Below are 14,957 nucleotides of genomic sequence, written 5' to 3'. Positions count from 1 at the left end.
CTTAACCCATTAATGCCGCATTCAGCCCTTCACATCCGTGAAAATCGGCTGCCAGCCCAGGTCGGTCAGGCTCTCCAGCGGCTGATAGCGCGCTTTGTAATCCATCTTGGGCGAATCCTTGACCCAATAACCGAGATAGACATAGTCATAACCGGCCCGCTCAGCCTGATCGATATGGTCAAGGATGATATAGCGGCCCAGGCTGCGCGACATCAGGTCCGGATCATAGAAGCTGTAAACCAGCGACAGGCCATCATTCAGCGCATCGACCAGCACGCAGGCGACCAGCTTCTCATTTATCCGGTATTCGATCATGTGGGTGCGGACGAGGGTATCCTCGACCATGGCGACCAGATCGGGCCAGCTCATATCCATCATGCCGCCGTCCGGATGGCGCGCCTTCAGGTAGCGTTGCAACAGGTCGAACTGTTCACGGCTGGCCTCGGCCTCGACGAACGCCTTGATGAGATCGGTATTGGCCCTGACCACGCGCCGGTCCGATTTTGACAGGCTGTAACGCTTGACCGGTATGCGTACACTTTGGCAGGCGTGGCAGGTCTGGCAGGCGGGGCGATAGGCGATATTTTGCGACCGGCGGAAACCGATAGCGGAAAGCTGGTCGTTGACGTTGATGGCTTCGAGCGGCGGCAGGTGAACAAAGACCTTGCGTTCCTCCTGACCGGGCAGGTAGGGGCATGGACCGGGGATGGTCAGATAATATCTGAGCTTTCGACCTGGAAAGTGCTCACTCATCTTACGCCGTAACCAAATGCCTGTATTCGCACGGACGATACCGCCGTCACAGTTTGAACCTAAAACGCGTTAACCGGCAAGCGCAAATCCCAAAAACTATTGTGGAAGTACGGGCGCTTCCCGCAAAAGCACAATAGCGATGCGGCGATTGCCGGCCAGGGATGGATCATCCGGATAAAGCGGCTCTTTCGCCGCTTTGCCGGAAACCTGCGCGATCCGGTCCTGGTCGACGCCGGCCCCTTGCAAAATGGCGCGCGAGGCATCGGCCCGGGCGCTGGAAAGTGACCAGTCACGCGGATTTTGCCCGCCCTGTCCGAGTGAACCGCTGGTATGACCAGTGATCGAGATACGATTCGGCAATTGGCTGATCACCCTGGCGACGGCGCGGAGCAGGATCCTGGCGCGATCGTTCGGCTGGGTTGAGTTTTCGTTGAACATCGAGCGGCCTTCCTGATCGATCAATTGAATGCGCAGGCCTTCCGGCGTCTGATCAACCAGAATATTCTTCGACAGCTCGGCCAGTTCCGGCATGTCCTGCAAGGCCTGGCGCAGAGATTCCGCGGCGCTCTGGAAGGATTGCTGTTCGCGGCGCTGGGCGTCGGATTCCTGGGCGGTGTCCGCCGTCGCGCCAGCGCCCTTGGTCTCCGTCGCCATGCCGTCGCTATCCTGGGTTTCGGGCGGCTTGGGCGCCATCTGGTCGATGAAGGACATGGTGCCTTCGTTCTTGTCACCGTCCTTGCCAAGCGCCTGCCCGCCGAGAATGCCGCCCGACCCGGAAGTCGATTGCGACACATTGGCCGGCGCGAAATAATCGGCGACGCCGCGTTTTTGTTCGGGTGAGGTGGTGTTGATCAGCCACAACAACAGGAAAAAGGCCATCATGGCGGTCACGAAATCGGCGTAGGCCACCTTCCAGGCGCCGCCGTGGTGGCCGCCACCGATGACTTTCTTGACTTTCTTGATGACGACGGGGGCGTCGCGGCTGGCCATGAATGAATGCTCTCGTAAAACCTGGCTTCAGCCTAGCCGAAGTAACGTTAATAGCATGTTTAGAGATGCTGCCGGCGACGACTTTTATGGAAAAATCCCCGGCAGGAGTTGCTTTGCCGCGCTGTGTCATTTACCTCGATAGACATGGACTTGAAACACACCGAGACGGGCATGGACAAGAAGGCATTGCGGCACGCTATGGGGGGCTTCGCCACCGGAGTCTGTGTTATTACGGTCGCCGATCCCGATCATGTCGATGGGCATGTGGTCGGCCTGACCGCCAATTCCTTCAGCTCGGTATCGCTCGATCCACCCCTGGTGCAGTGGTGCCTCGATCTCAAGGCCCATCGCTACGATCTGTACGCCAAGGCGCAGACATTTGGCATCAATATCCTCAGCGCCGACCATGAAGCCCTTTCGCGCCGGTTTGCCCGCGAAAATGCCCATATCGTGCCGGCGGAAGACCTGACCAGCCCGCTTGCTCCCCTGAAACTCAAGGAAGTTGTCGGCTATTTCGCCTGTGACCTGTATGAGTCACGCCTGGTCGGCGATCATCTGGTCATTGTCGGCGAGGTCAAACATTTCGAAACCGATCCGGCCCAGCCGGGACTGACCTTCTTCAAGGGACGGTACGGACAGATTGGCAAATAAGACAGGAGTGGCGTTATGAGGCTTTGTTTCGCGGGATTGGGGATCATGGGCGCGCCGATGGCGGGCCATCTGGTCAAGGCCGGTTATAAGGTCACCGGCTTCAACCGTACCCATCAAAAGGCGCTCGATTGGGCAAAAGAATACGGTATGCACGCCGAAGCCACGTTGGGCACGGCCCTGTTGGGCGCCGAGGCCCTGATCCTGTGCGTGGGACGTGATGAGGATGTCCGCCAGGCGGTGCTGAATGCGATTTCTCATATGAAGCCGGGCTCACTGATCATCGACCATACCACCACATCGGCGAAACTATCGCGTGAACTGGCGGCTGTATGCGCCGAAAAACACATCATTTTTTATGACGCGCCGGTGTCCGGCGGCCAGGCGGGCGCGGTCAATGGCCAGTTGTCGATCATGGTCGGCGGCGATGAGGCGCGTTACGCCGAGGTCGTCGAACTGACCAAATCATACACCAAGTCGATTACCCGCCTGGGCGAGGCCGGCGCCGGTCAGATGGCCAAGATGGCCAACCAGATCGCCATCGCCGGCGCGGTTCAGGGCGTGGCCGAGGCCCTGCACTTTACTAAATGCGCCGGTCTCGATCCGGACCTGGTGTTCAACGCTATTTCAGCCGGCGCGGCCGGTTCCTGGCAGATGTCGAACCGCTGGGCCACCATGGCGAAAGACGAATATGACTTCGGCTTTGCGGTGGACTGGATGCGCAAGGATCTCGGCATCGCGCTTGATGAGGCGCGGGCCAATGGCGCGCATCTGTCCGTCGCCGCGCTGGTCGATCAGTTCTACAGCGAAGTTCAGGCAATGGGCGGCGAACGCTGGGATACCTCCTCGCTCCACGCCCGTCTGGAAGCCCGCCGCAAACCTTAGTTCAAGGTCGCGGCGCGTTCGACATAGCGCTGCAAGGTGCGGCTGTAGCTGTCATCGAACTGGATGACGCTGATTTCATCGAACGGGCAATCGAGCGTTTCCGCGATCCAGTTGCCGCCGGGATCGACGCCTTTCAGGTCAACGCTGTCCTTGTGAATGGCCTCGACCTGTCCGACATCGGCATCTTCTTCGAGCGACACGACGACGAACTTGTTCTTGAATTTCAGTGACTTGAAAAGCTCTTCGTAACTGCCGAGCTTGACCCAGCTATAGCGTTTCGTGCGTTTGACGCTGTTGAAGTCGAGAATTTTCAACTGATCTTCGTGAAATTCCGAGACGTCGCACTCCTCGACATTTTCCACCGGCACGATCAGCGCGCCGACGTCCTGCCATTCATGGATCGCCTGGAGCAGGACGAAAGCCTTGCTCAAGCCGACCACAAAACCCTCGTGGCCGCCTTCTGCCAATCCCAGACGCACATAGGTGCCCTGGTCGTAGGCCTGTTGCAGGTCTTTGCGGGTATCTCCGGATACGGTCATGATTTAGGCTTTCAAAAGTTCGGCGACGTGTTTGGCGAAATAGGTGAGGATGCCGGAAGCGCCGGCGCGCTTGAAGGCCAGCAGGGTTTCCATGACGCCGCGGTCGTGATCCATATAGCCGGCATTCACCGCTGCCTTGATCATCGCATATTCGCCGCTGACCTGATAGACGAAGGTCGGCACCTTGAAGGTATCCGAAACGCGCTGGACGATATCGAGATAGGGCAGGCCGGGCTTGACCATCACCATATCGGCGCCCTCGCTGATATCGATGGCGACCTCACGCAGGGCTTCCTCTGTATTGGCCGAATCCATCTGGTAGGTCTTCTTGTCGCCCTTCAAGGCTTTCACACCGATGGCGTCGCGGTAGGGGCCGTAGAAGGCCGAGGCGTATTTGGCGGCGTAAGACATGATCATCGTGTCGTGGTGGCCGGCGGCTTCCAGCGCGCTGCGGATGGCGCCGATGCGGCCGTCCATCATGTCGGAAGGCGCCAGAATATCGGCGCCGCCGGCAGTCAGCGCCAGCGACTGCTGAACCAGCATCTCGATGGTGGCGTCGTTATGGATCTTGCCGTCTATCAGCAGGCCGTCATGGCCGTGATCGGTATAGGGATCGAGCGCAATATCGACCAGCAGACCGATATCCGGCACGGCCGCCTTGATGGCGCGGCAGGTCTGGACGATCAGGCCTTCGGGGTCGATGGCGGCCCTGGCGTCAGAGGTGCGGATTTTCTCATTGAGGTGAGGAAACAGCGCTATGACATTGATTCCCAAGGCTCTAGCCTCACGCGCTTCCTTTACCGCCTCGGCGATACTCAGGCGATCGACGCCCTGTAAGGAACCGATCGCGTCGCGCGCCTTGTCCTGATCGTGGACGAAGATCGGCCAGATCAGATCGGAGACATGCAGGCGGTTTTCCGCCACCAGATCGCGTATCCATGGCGCCTGGCGCAAACGCCGCGGGCGACCGGCAGGATAGGGGGCAAGGATTGGGTTGAAGGTCATGACTATATTCTCAAATGTATAGTCGGAGCATTAGGCCGATTAGCTGTTTGCTTCAAGAGAATCTCCTCCCGATGATAATGGGGAGGTGGCGCGCAGCGCCGGAGGGGCGCCCCTCCGTCATTTGCTACGCAAATGCCACCTCCCCACTTCGTAGGGAGGAGGAAGCGAACTCAGCACTTAGGTCGACAAATTGTTTGCCGACCTGTAAAAGAACGACAAGGCATCTGGGCGATATCGATGGGGGGAAACTATGAAAAAGCGTCCAATATTACTACTGATGATATGCGTAGTCATGGGACTTATAGCGCTGTTCACGCTAAATGCGCAGTTCAGGCAGTCGACAATCATGATGAGTTTGGTCATTTATTCTGAAATTACCAAACCGAATGATGCCATCACACGCACGATCCGGAACGGCAGTAATGAATGGGGAGCGGCGATTGAACTGACACCCAAACCCTTCAAGAAAGGCGATGCGGATGACGATATTCTTCGTCAGTTGTCGAAGGCAAAATATACGGTAGACACAGACAAAAGCTTTTCCTGGCGCAAGCCCAGGTCGTTTCCGGCGGGTAGCCAATTTTATGAGCGGTCCGTCGAGGGACTGCCTTGTTCCGTACATTTTGAAGTTGTTGTGCGGTTTGACGATCAACATCGTTTGTTGGAGGCTTGGGGCACGGAGGATGAGGCGGGCTGTCTGTAATCAGGAGAGAGCTGTCGCCATATCCTTCAAAGTCTCGACCGTATTGAGATTGCGGGCGGTCATATCGGCCGTGATGGCGCGGCCGATCTTCTCGGACATCTTCGAGCGGCCTATGCCTTCCGGTGCGTAGAGATACATCAATTCGTCAGTAACTTCATAGGCTTCGCTATCGGCCTTCAAGCTATCCAGCAGGTCACGATCAACCTTCGACGGCGGCGCCTTGAAGAAGAAGACGTGCTGCGCCTTGCCCTTATGCTCATGGTCGCGGAACGGATTTTCCGCCAGCACCTTTTCCAGATGGGCCAGCGTGATCAGGAAAATTGACGGACGGAGACCGAAGCCGGTCTCTACCAGATCGCCGATCAGGGCCTCCAGTGTCGCCTCCGCGAGATCGGAACGAAACAGTACATTGCCGCTGGCGATATAGGTCTTCACCTCGGTCATACCGGCCTCCAGCATAACCTTGGTCAGTTCCTTCATCGACAGCTTGTTATTGCCGCCGACATTGATGCCGCGAAACAGGCAGATCCAGACTTTCGACACGACATCCTCCAAACTGCGACAATCTGCGCATGGTCTCTCAGGTAAATTCACTGGAATTTGGAATGAATTTGCCACAATGTCATTTTGAATATCTCAGGCGGGTTATTTTACCCCCCGAAGACTTGAATAGACCGGGCGAAAAGGCTATTTCGCAAACAGATACGCGGCTTTTCGGTTACGCCGTCGGAGTTTGATATGAACTATAATGCCGCTTTCGAGGCCGCTGTAGAAGCTGTTCGCGCCGAAGGGCGCTATCGCGTGTTCGCCAATCTCAAGCGTCATGCCGGCCAGTTTCCGCGCGCCACATGGATAAAGGAAGACGGCACAGAGCAGGACGTCACCGTCTGGTGCTCCAACGATTATCTCGGTCAGGGCCAAAATCCGGTCGTTATGCAGGCCATGCACGAGGCCATCGACGCGGTCGGTTCCGGTTCGGGCGGCACGCGCAATATCTCCGGCACCACCTTCTATCATAACCAGCTCGAAGCCGAACTGGCCGACCTGCACCAGAAGGAAGCCGCGCTGGTCTTTACCTCCGGCTATGTCGCCAATGAAGCGACCCTGACGACGCTTTACAAGATTCTGCCGGGCCTGATCATCTTCTCGGATGCGCTGAATCATGCCTCGATGATCGCCGGCATCCGCAATGGCGGCGGCGAACGCCATGTGTTCCGTCACAACGACCTCGAACACCTTGAAGAGCTGCTGCGCGCCGCGCCGGCCAATGCGCCGAAGCTGATCGCGTTCGAGTCCGTCTATTCTATGGACGGCGATATCTCCGATATCCGCGGCACGGTGGCCCTGGCGAAAAAATATGGCGCCCTGTCCTATATCGATGAAGTTCACGCCGTTGGCCTCTATGGCGAACGCGGGGCAGGGGTCGCCGAACGCGACGGCATCATGGGCGAGATCGACATCATCGAAGGTACGCTTGGCAAGGCGTTCGGCATGATGGGCGGCTATATCGCCGGCACCTCGGCCATGGTCGATGCGCTGCGCCTGTGGGCCGCGGGCTTCATCTTCACCACCTCGCTGCCGCCCGCCATCATGGCCGGCGCCGCGGCTTCGGTGAAGTACCTGAAAGAACATAACGAAAAGCGCATAGCCCATCAGGAGCGCGCGCAATCGCTGCTGAAAAAGCTGCGCGCCGTCGGCATCGCCACCTTCCCGACGCAATCGCATATCGTGCCGGTGCTGGTCGGCAACGCTGTCCACTGCAAGATGGTCTCGGACATGCTGCTCAATGATTTCGGCATCTATGTCCAGCCGATCAACTACCCGACCGTGCCGAAGGGCACCGAGCGCCTGCGCTTCACGCCGTCGCCGGATCATACGGACGAGATGATGGACCACCTGGTTGATTCCATGGATCAGCTCTGGACCATGTGCAATGTGGCGCGCCTGCCGGCGGTCGCCTGACCGGAAGCGGCCTTTCTTTAGCAAGAGACGTGATCCACGGATAACCACAGATAGCAGGTTGGACACATGGCGCTCAAGCGGATGGACAACGTAGGCATCGTCGTCGATGACCTCGAAGAGACGATTGATTTCTTTCGTGAGATCGGCCTCGAACTCGAAGGGCGGGCCACGATCGAAGGAGAATGGGCCGGACGTGTCACCGGACTGGGCGATCAGCATGTCGAGATCGCCATGATGCGCACGCCTGACGGCCACAGCCGGCTCGAACTCTCCCGCTTCCTCACGCCGCCTGTTGTCTCGGATCACAGAAATGCCCCGGTCAACGCCCTGGGCTACCTCCGCGTTATGTTCGCCGTGGACGACCTCAATGAGACGCTTGAAAGACTTTACAGGCGCGGTACGCAGCTTGAGGGTGAAGTCGTCGACTATCAAGGTGTGTACCGGCTCTGCTACATCCGCGGACCGGGCGGGCTTCTCATCGGACTTGCCCAGGAACTTGGCTGAGCGCGATACGAAGATTGATCATGTCCAAATCTGCGCCGGTCTGCCGGTAGACCTTCACTTGCCACAGGCCCGGAGTTGCGGCAAACTCACGCCATGTCCGAAATCTATATCGAGATGCAGCGGAAGGGCGCTTACCTGAAGGTTACGGCGATCGATGCCGCGACCGGCGAAGAAGCCACGGCCATGGGGCCGGTCAATGACCCGGAAGGCGTCAAGCGGCTGGCCATTCTCAAGCTGAAAAACAAGCTGGGCCTCACCGCCACCCAAAAACCGCCTTCGTCAGGGCGCGGTACGCTGGTTTAACGCAAACTGGCTTAAAAACCTTGCCTCGCGCTGGCTATAAGCGTAAACGCTCCCCATATCCCCCTTATCCTTCCTCCAGCACAGGAAACGCTCCCTTGAACGCACCCGCGAACACCGCCTCCTTCATTCCGCAAGGTTATTTCAACGACGATCTCGCCACCGCCGACTCCGAAGTCATGGCGGCGATCAAGGGCGAACTGCACCGCCAGCAGGACCAGATCGAACTGATCGCCTCGGAAAACATTGTCTCCAGGGCTGTGCTCGAAGCGCAAGGCTCGGTGCTCACCAACAAGTACGCCGAAGGCTATCCCGGCCGCCGCTACTATGGTGGCTGCGAATACGCCGATGACGTGGAACGCCTCGCCATCGAACGCGCCAAAAAGCTGTTCAACTGTGCCTTCGCCAACGTTCAGCCGCACTCCGGCGCCCAGGCCAACCAGGCCGTTTTCTTCTCGCTGCTCCAGCCGGGCGATACCTATATGGGCATGGATCTGGCCTGCGGCGGTCACCTGACGCACGGTTCGCCCGCCAACCAGTCGGGCAAGTGGTTCAACGTCGTGCCCTACGGCGTGACGCGTGACACCAATGTCATCGACATGGAGCAGGTCAACGACCTGGCCCAGCAGCACAAGCCGAAGCTGATCATCGCCGGCGCTTCCAACTACAGCCGCCACATCGATTTCAAGCGCTTCCGCGAGATCGCCGATTCGGTTGGCGCCTATCTGTTCGTCGACATGGCCCACTATGCCGGTCTGGTCGCTGGCGGCGTCTATCCCGATCCGCTGCCGCACGCCCACGTCGTCACCACCACCACGCACAAGACCCTGCGCGGCCCGCGCGGCGGCCTGATCCTGTCGAACGACGAAGCCCTCGGCAAGAAGATCAACTCGTCGGTCTTCCCCGGCCTGCAAGGTGGCCCCCTGATGCACGTCATCGCCGGCAAGGCCGTGGCCTTCGGTGAAGCGCTGCAACCGGAATTCAAGGCCTATGCCAGACAGGTCATCCTCAATGCGCAGGCCCTGGCCCAAACGCTGGTCGAACGTGGCCTCGCCATCGTCACCGGCGGCACTGACAGCCACGTCATGTCGGTCGATCTGCGTCCGAAGGGCCAGAACGGCAAGGATACGGAAGCCGCACTGGAAGCGGCCTTCATCACCTGCAACAAGAACGGCATTCCGTTCGATGACAAGCCCTTCACCATTACGTCAGGCGTCCGTCTTGGCACGCCGGCCGGCACGACCCGTGGCTTCCGCGAGGCTGAATTCATCACCATCGGCAACCTGATCGCCGACGTGGTGGACGGCATGGCGGCCAATGGCGGCCAGCCCGATCTGGCCGTTCAGGAAAAGGTGCGCGCCAAGGTCCTGATGCTGACCAAGCAATTCCCTATTTACGCATAAGGAAACCGGATGCGTTGTCCCTTTTGCGGAAACCTTGAGACCCAGGTGAAGGATTCCCGCCCGTCGGAAGACGGCGCGGCGATCCGTCGCCGCCGGTCGTGCTCGGAATGTGGCGGGCGTTTCACCACGTTCGAGCGCGTGCAGTTGCGCGATCTCATGGTGGTCAAGCGGTCGGGACGACGCACACCTTTCGATCGTGAAAAGCTGGAACGCTCGGTCGCCATCGCCATGCGCAAGCGGCCGGTCGATCAGGACCGTATCGACCGCATGGTATCGGGAATAGTTCGGCAACTGGAAAGCATGGGCGAGACAGATATCCCGTCGGATACGGTCGGCGGACTGGTGATGGACGCGCTGAAATCGCTCGATGTCGTCGCCTATGTGCGTTACGCCTCGGTCTATCGTGATTTCCGCGAAACCTCTGACTTCGCCAAGTTCCTCGGCGCTGAGGGGCTGAACAACGATGTGCTGAGCGATCCGGCGGAAATCAAGCAGGGGCTGGGCGAGCAGGATATTTCGCCATCAGATGATGCGTGATCGGCCTGTGAAGGCCCCGCATATCTTCTCGTACCTCCCCAGCTTGCTGGGGTTTGGCGCCAGCGAACGTATAGCGTTCGCCAGTCATGGGGCCGCGCCGTTCTTACGGCGGGGTAGTGGGGTGTCTTCCTTATGACCCGCCCGCAAATTACCCTCAAACTCGCCACCACGCTCGACGGCCGGATCGCCACGGCGTCCGGACAAAGCAAGTGGATCACCGGCGAGGAAGCGCGGCGCGTGGTTCACGAACTGCGCGGCGGCCATGATGCGGTGCTGGTCGGGATCGAAACGGTATTGAAGGACGATCCCGAACTCACTGTCCGCCTGCCCAATTATGAAGGCTATCAACCCGCCCGCATCGTCCTCGATTCCCGTTCGCGCCTGCCGATGTCGTCCAAACTGGTCCAGACCGCGCGGGTCATCCCGACCTATGTGGTGACGACGACCGATATCACTGGTGAAATGCAATCATTGGGGGTCAGGGCGCTGAAAGTGCCGTCGAAGCACCAGCGTGTCGATCTTGAAGCGGCGCTGGAGGCGATCAGCGCGGCGGGAATCGAGCGCCTGTTCGTCGAAGGCGGCGGCGTGATCGCCACGGCTTTTCTGCGCGCCGGCTTTGTCGATCGTCTTGAATGGTTTCGCTCGGCCACCATCTTGGGCGGAGACGCCCGGCCGGTGATCGGGCACCTGAATATTGACGATATCAACCGCATGGTGCGTTTCACGCGCCTGGGCGTCCAGTCGGTCGGCGACGACCTCTGGGAAACCTATGAACTGATCTGAGGACTGAACGTTGTTTACCGGTATTATTTCCAGCATGGGGACGGTTGAAACCCTGATCAGATCGGACGCCGGCGTGCGCCTGACCATGCATGTCGATTTCGATCTCGATGATGTCGAGATTGGCGCCTCGATCAGCCATGCCGGCTGCTGCCTGACCGTGGTATCCAAGCAGGGCCGCAGCTACGATCTCGATGTTTCCAACGAAACCCTCAGCCTGACCAGTCTCGGCCGATGGCAGGAAGGCTCGAAGGTCAATATCGAGCGCGCCCTGAAGATCGGCGATGAACTGGGCGGCCATATCGTTTCCGGCCATGTTGATGGTTTGGCGAAACTGGTCAGCGTGAAGCAGGATGGCGACAGCTACCGCCTGACTTTCGAGGCCCCGGCGCCGCTGCATCGCTTTATCGCCCCGAAAGGCTCCGTCGCGCTCGATGGAATCTCCCTGACCGTCAACGAGGTCGAGGGCAACACCTTCGGCGTCAACATCATTCCCCACACATGGCTGCATACAACCTTGTCGAAAACGACCGTCGGTGACAGCGTAAACCTTGAGGTTGACCGCCTGGCGCGCTATGCCGCTCGCTGGTTTGAAACAGACAGCTCTCAAGCAGCGAAGCGGTAGGGCAATAAAGAGTAATAAAATGTCTCTCAACAAGATCACTACCGATTTGGGCGCCAATCCGGATTACGACAGCCCGATATCCTCGATCGACGATATCCTGGAGGACGCCCGCAATGGCCGGCCTTATATCCTGGTCGATGCCGAGGATCGCGAGAACGAGGGCGATGTCGTCATTCCGGCCCAGATGGCGACACCTGACATCATCAACTTCATGGCGCGGTTCGCCCGCGGCCTGATCTGCCTGTCAATCACCGGTGAGCGCGCCAAGACCCTGCGCCTGCCGCCGATGGTGCATGATAACGGCGCGCGCAACGGCACGGCCTTCACGGTGTCGATCGAAGCCAAGGATGGCATCTCGACCGGTATTTCTCCGAAGGACCGCGCCCACACCATTGCCGTGGCCATCGACCCGACCAAGGATTCGCGCGATATCGTCTCGCCGGGCCACGTCTTCCCGCTGGTGGCGCGTGACGGCGGCGTACTGGTCCGCGCCGGCCATACCGAGGCCGCCGTTGATATCTCGCGCATGGCCGGCCTCTATCCCGCCGGCGTGATCTGCGAGATCATCAATGATGACGGCACGATGGCCCGCCTGCCGGACCTGATCAAGTTCGCCCAGACTCACGGCATGAAGATCGGCACCATCGCCGACCTGATCGCCTATCGCCGTCGTACCGAACGCTTTGTCGAGCGTGTGCTCGACCGGCCATTCGACAGTGAGTGGGGCGGCCAGTTCCGCCTGATGATCTATCGCAACCAGCTCGACGACTCCGAGCACCTGGCCCTGGTCAAGGCGCAGCCGTCACCCAGCAAACCGACCCTGGTGCGTATGCACCAGCTCGATATCGCCTCCGATGTGCTGGGCGGCAAAGGCGGCGGTTTCCGCAGTCATCAGGTGCAAAAGGCCATGCAGATCCTGGCCGATCATAACGGGCCGGCGGTCATGGTGCTGCTGCGCGATCCCGATCCGAAGGTGCTCTCCAGCCGTTTTGGCGCCGATGCTGCCGTCGACCCCAGCCCGCGCGGCCTGCGTGACTATGGCGTCGGCGCGCAGATACTGCTCGATCTCGGCGTCCGTGACATGATCGCCCTGTCCGGCACCCGTCCCAAGCCGACGGCGCTGGAAGGTTACGGCCTGAGCATCATCGACTGGCAAACTTTATAGATTTTGCTTTTTCAGGAAGGCATAAGGGCGTATTGACCTGCCTTCACGCCTTTTGAGGACGACTCGCTTTGACCATTGAAACCCCGCTCCGCATCCTGATCGTCGAGAGCCGCTTTTACGACGACATTGCCGATGAGCTTCTGGCCGGCGCCAAAGACGCCCTGACCGCGCTTGGCGCGGAATACGATGTGGTGACGGTGCCGGGCGCGTTTGAAATCCCCGCCGCCATCGCTATGGCCGAGGATGCCGCGCACCGTCCGATGGGCCGCGCTTATGACGGCTATGTGGCGCTCGGCTGCGTCATCCGCGGCGACACCACCCATTACGATTATGTCTGTAACGAATCCGCCCGCGGCCTGATGGATCTCAGCTACAAGCAGCGCCTGGCTATCGGCTACGGCATCCTGACGGTCGAGGACGAAGAGCAGGCCTGGGTGCGCGCGCGCCGCTCAGAAGGCGACAAGGGCGGCACGGTCGCCAAGGTGTGCCTGACTATGATCGGCCTGCACAAGACCCTGGTGGATGGCAGCCAATGAGCGAGCAGCCCCCCCCCAAGCCGACAAGCCTCAAGGCGGTTATCGAGCATTTGAACGCCAAGGAAACCGAAGCCCGGTCGTTGTCTAACAAGGACAAGCGCGCCCGCACCGTGGCCCGTCTGGTGCTGGTCCAGGCCTTGTATCAGCTTGAAATCACCGGCGCCGGCGTCGAAACCGTGATCAAGGAATTCTCCGACTACCGTTTTGACGGCGATCTCGAAGGCGAACCGCTGGCGGCCGCCGATGAGGCCTTTTTCGCCGAGGGCGCACGCACCATCGTCAAGGAACAGGCGGTCATCGATCCGCTGATCGTGGGGCGCCTGGCGTCCGGCTGGCGCATAGAGCGTCTGGATTCGACGGTCCGCGCCATCCTGCGCGCCGGGACGTGGGAATTGAAATTCCGTCCGGATATCGGCTTGCAGGTGATCATCAATGAATATGTCGAGATCGCCCGCGCCTTCTACGGCGAAACCGAAGCGCGTTTTGTCAATGGTGCGCTCGACGGCATAGCAGCGGATATACGCAAGTAGGCGAATTTTCACGGAAAATTTTATCGTAAAATAGCCGGTTACGTGCATGATGCGGTGCGGTATGCGTGAGGGCCAGACATGAGCGAACACGACGAATTCTCCATCATCGACCAATTGTTCAAACCGCTGGCGGGCCTGAGCCGTGAGGCGAGGGGCCTGATCGATGATGTTGCCGTTATCCCCGGTGATTCCGCGTATGATTTGGTCGTCAATACCGACGCCCTGGTCGCCGGCGTCCATTTTTTCGAACACGATCCGCTCGATCTGGTGGCGCGCAAGCTGATGCGCGTCAATCTCTCCGATATCGTCGCCAAGGGGGCCAAGCCCTACGGTTATCAGTTGCTCACGGCATGGCCGCGCGGCACATCCTATGCCAATAAGGCCGATTTCGTGCGGGGATTGAAAATCGATCAGGACCGCTTCGGCCTCAGCCTGTTCGGTGGCGATACGGTCTCGACCGACGGCCCCCTGATGGTCTCGATGACGTTGTTTGGCAAGGTGCCCGCCGGCAAGGCGCTTTCAAGGCTGGGCGCAAAACCCGGCGACAAGGTGCTGGTAAGCGGCTATATAGGCCAGGGATATCTTGGCCTGAAAGCCCTGCAGGGGCAGCTACTCGGCCTGTCGCACGAAGATATTAACGAGGTTATCAGCGCCTATCACCTGCCGGAAATCCGCACCGACCTGATCCCCGTCATCCGCGACCATGCCCGCAGCGCCATGGACATCTCCGACGGCCTGCTGGCCGATGCCAACCACCTGGCGCGCGCCAATAAGTTGATGATCCGGCTCGATCTCAACCGGGTGCCGACCTCGCTGGCGGCGCGCTCGGCCATCGCCGCTGGCATGAACCCGGTCGAACTGGTCACCGGCGGCGATGATTACCAGATCCTTTGCACCGCCGATGAACTGGGCGCCAAGGCGTTGATCATGGCGGGGTTTTACGAAATAGGCACATGCCTGGGATTGTCCGATGACACGCCTGCCGGCGCGGAACTATGGGCCGACGATCGTCGCCTTGACGTGGCGAAAAAAGGGTTCACGCATCCTTTGTGACGAGGGAAGCCTGGAAAAGCAGGTTCTGTATGCCATTAC

Annotated in this window: 19 protein-coding genes; 14 read left to right on the top strand and 5 right to left on the bottom strand. The window is 59.5% G+C overall.

Annotated features, from left to right (window positions below):
* Positions 1 to 21: 21 nt before the first annotated feature.
* Both VL130_RS15365 and VL130_RS15360 read right to left on the bottom strand, forming a co-directional pair.
* On the bottom strand, positions 22 to 753 hold the full coding sequence (locus VL130_RS15365) for an arginyltransferase (RefSeq protein WP_325364077.1): 732 nt from the start codon (positions 751 to 753) through the stop codon (positions 22 to 24).
* Between the two features lie 96 nt (positions 754 to 849).
* Positions 850 to 1,743 (bottom strand): flagellar motor protein MotB, encoded by an 894-nt coding sequence (locus tag VL130_RS15360; protein ID WP_325364075.1) that lies wholly within the window; start codon positions 1,741 to 1,743, stop codon positions 850 to 852.
* A gap of 150 nt (positions 1,744 to 1,893) precedes the next feature.
* Between VL130_RS15360 and VL130_RS15355 the strand changes: the two genes are divergently transcribed.
* Entirely contained in the window at positions 1,894 to 2,394 is a 501-nt protein-coding gene (locus VL130_RS15355) for a flavin reductase family protein (RefSeq protein WP_325364073.1), read from the top strand.
* Positions 2,395 to 2,409: 15 nt separating this feature from the next.
* Positions 2,410 to 3,276 carry an NAD(P)-dependent oxidoreductase gene (locus VL130_RS15350; RefSeq protein ID WP_325364071.1) on the top strand — a complete coding sequence of 289 codons (867 nt, stop codon included), beginning with the start codon at positions 2,410 to 2,412 and terminating at the stop codon, positions 3,274 to 3,276.
* Here the strand turns inward: VL130_RS15350 and VL130_RS15345 are convergent.
* Both VL130_RS15345 and hemB read right to left on the bottom strand, forming a co-directional pair.
* Entirely contained in the window at positions 3,273 to 3,815 is a 543-nt protein-coding gene (locus tag VL130_RS15345; RefSeq protein WP_325364069.1) for a hypothetical protein, read from the bottom strand. The genes VL130_RS15350 and VL130_RS15345 overlap by 4 nt on opposite strands.
* Positions 3,816 to 3,818: 3 nt before the next feature.
* Positions 3,819 to 4,820 carry a porphobilinogen synthase gene (gene hemB, locus VL130_RS15340; RefSeq protein ID WP_325364067.1) on the bottom strand — a complete coding sequence of 334 codons (1,002 nt, stop codon included), beginning with the start codon at positions 4,818 to 4,820 and terminating at the stop codon, positions 3,819 to 3,821.
* 250 nt (positions 4,821 to 5,070) lie between these two features.
* On the opposite strand from hemB, the gene VL130_RS15335 reads away from it, so the two are divergent.
* The gene (locus VL130_RS15335) at positions 5,071 to 5,523 is read left to right on the top strand and encodes a hypothetical protein (protein WP_325364065.1); all 453 of its coding nucleotides are present in this window, start codon (positions 5,071 to 5,073) and stop codon (positions 5,521 to 5,523) included.
* Here the strand turns inward: VL130_RS15335 and VL130_RS15330 are convergent, their stop codons facing one another.
* Positions 5,524 to 6,066: a DUF1697 domain-containing protein gene (locus VL130_RS15330; RefSeq protein WP_325364063.1), complete on the bottom strand. Its 543-nt coding sequence runs from the start codon at positions 6,064 to 6,066 to the stop codon at positions 5,524 to 5,526. It abuts the gene before it with no gap.
* Positions 6,067 to 6,261: 195 nt separating this feature from the next.
* On the opposite strand from VL130_RS15330, the gene hemA reads away from it, so the two are divergent.
* The 11 genes from hemA (at position 6,262) to thiL (ending at position 14,918) form a co-directional block, all read left to right on the top strand.
* Positions 6,262 to 7,485 (top strand): 5-aminolevulinate synthase, encoded by a 1,224-nt coding sequence (hemA, locus tag VL130_RS15325; RefSeq protein ID WP_325364061.1) that lies wholly within the window; start codon positions 6,262 to 6,264, stop codon positions 7,483 to 7,485.
* Positions 7,486 to 7,551: 66 nt separating this feature from the next.
* Positions 7,552 to 7,989, top strand: a complete 438-nt coding sequence (locus tag VL130_RS15320; protein WP_325364059.1) for a VOC family protein — start codon at positions 7,552 to 7,554, stop codon at positions 7,987 to 7,989.
* Positions 7,990 to 8,082: 93 nt separating this feature from the next.
* The gene (locus VL130_RS15315; protein ID WP_325364057.1) at positions 8,083 to 8,292 is read left to right on the top strand and encodes a DUF6898 family protein; all 210 of its coding nucleotides are present in this window, start codon (positions 8,083 to 8,085) and stop codon (positions 8,290 to 8,292) included.
* A 95-nt stretch (positions 8,293 to 8,387) separates the two neighbouring features.
* Positions 8,388 to 9,692: a serine hydroxymethyltransferase gene (glyA, locus tag VL130_RS15310; RefSeq protein ID WP_325364055.1), complete on the top strand. Its 1,305-nt coding sequence runs from the start codon at positions 8,388 to 8,390 to the stop codon at positions 9,690 to 9,692.
* A 9-nt stretch (positions 9,693 to 9,701) separates the two neighbouring features.
* Positions 9,702 to 10,229, top strand: coding sequence for a transcriptional regulator NrdR (gene nrdR / locus VL130_RS15305; protein WP_325364053.1), 528 nt, complete (start codon positions 9,702 to 9,704; stop codon positions 10,227 to 10,229).
* A 132-nt stretch (positions 10,230 to 10,361) separates the two neighbouring features.
* A complete protein-coding gene (locus VL130_RS15300) occupies positions 10,362 to 11,012 on the top strand; it encodes a RibD family protein (protein ID WP_325364051.1) in 651 nt (216 codons plus the stop codon).
* A gap of 10 nt (positions 11,013 to 11,022) precedes the next feature.
* The gene (locus VL130_RS15295) at positions 11,023 to 11,634 is read left to right on the top strand and encodes a riboflavin synthase (RefSeq protein WP_325364049.1); all 612 of its coding nucleotides are present in this window, start codon (positions 11,023 to 11,025) and stop codon (positions 11,632 to 11,634) included.
* Between the two features lie 19 nt (positions 11,635 to 11,653).
* Complete coding sequence (ribB, locus tag VL130_RS15290) at positions 11,654 to 12,799, top strand: 3,4-dihydroxy-2-butanone-4-phosphate synthase (protein WP_325364047.1); 1,146 nt, start codon at positions 11,654 to 11,656, stop codon at positions 12,797 to 12,799.
* A gap of 68 nt (positions 12,800 to 12,867) precedes the next feature.
* Positions 12,868 to 13,335: a 6,7-dimethyl-8-ribityllumazine synthase gene (locus tag VL130_RS15285; RefSeq protein ID WP_325364045.1), complete on the top strand. Its 468-nt coding sequence runs from the start codon at positions 12,868 to 12,870 to the stop codon at positions 13,333 to 13,335.
* Positions 13,332 to 13,865: a transcription antitermination factor NusB gene (nusB, locus tag VL130_RS15280; protein ID WP_325364043.1), complete on the top strand. Its 534-nt coding sequence runs from the start codon at positions 13,332 to 13,334 to the stop codon at positions 13,863 to 13,865. Before VL130_RS15285 ends, nusB begins: the two co-directional genes overlap by 4 nt.
* A gap of 78 nt (positions 13,866 to 13,943) precedes the next feature.
* Positions 13,944 to 14,918: a thiamine-phosphate kinase gene (gene thiL / locus VL130_RS15275; RefSeq protein WP_325364041.1), complete on the top strand. Its 975-nt coding sequence runs from the start codon at positions 13,944 to 13,946 to the stop codon at positions 14,916 to 14,918.
* The last annotated feature ends 39 nt before the right edge of the window (positions 14,919 to 14,957 follow it).

It is taken from the genome of Asticcacaulis sp. (genome assembly GCF_035497195.1).
GTDB lineage: Bacteria > Pseudomonadota > Alphaproteobacteria > Caulobacterales > Caulobacteraceae > Asticcacaulis.
Note: the sequence above shows the minus strand (reverse complement) of the source record. Positions and strands in the feature narration are given on the sequence as shown.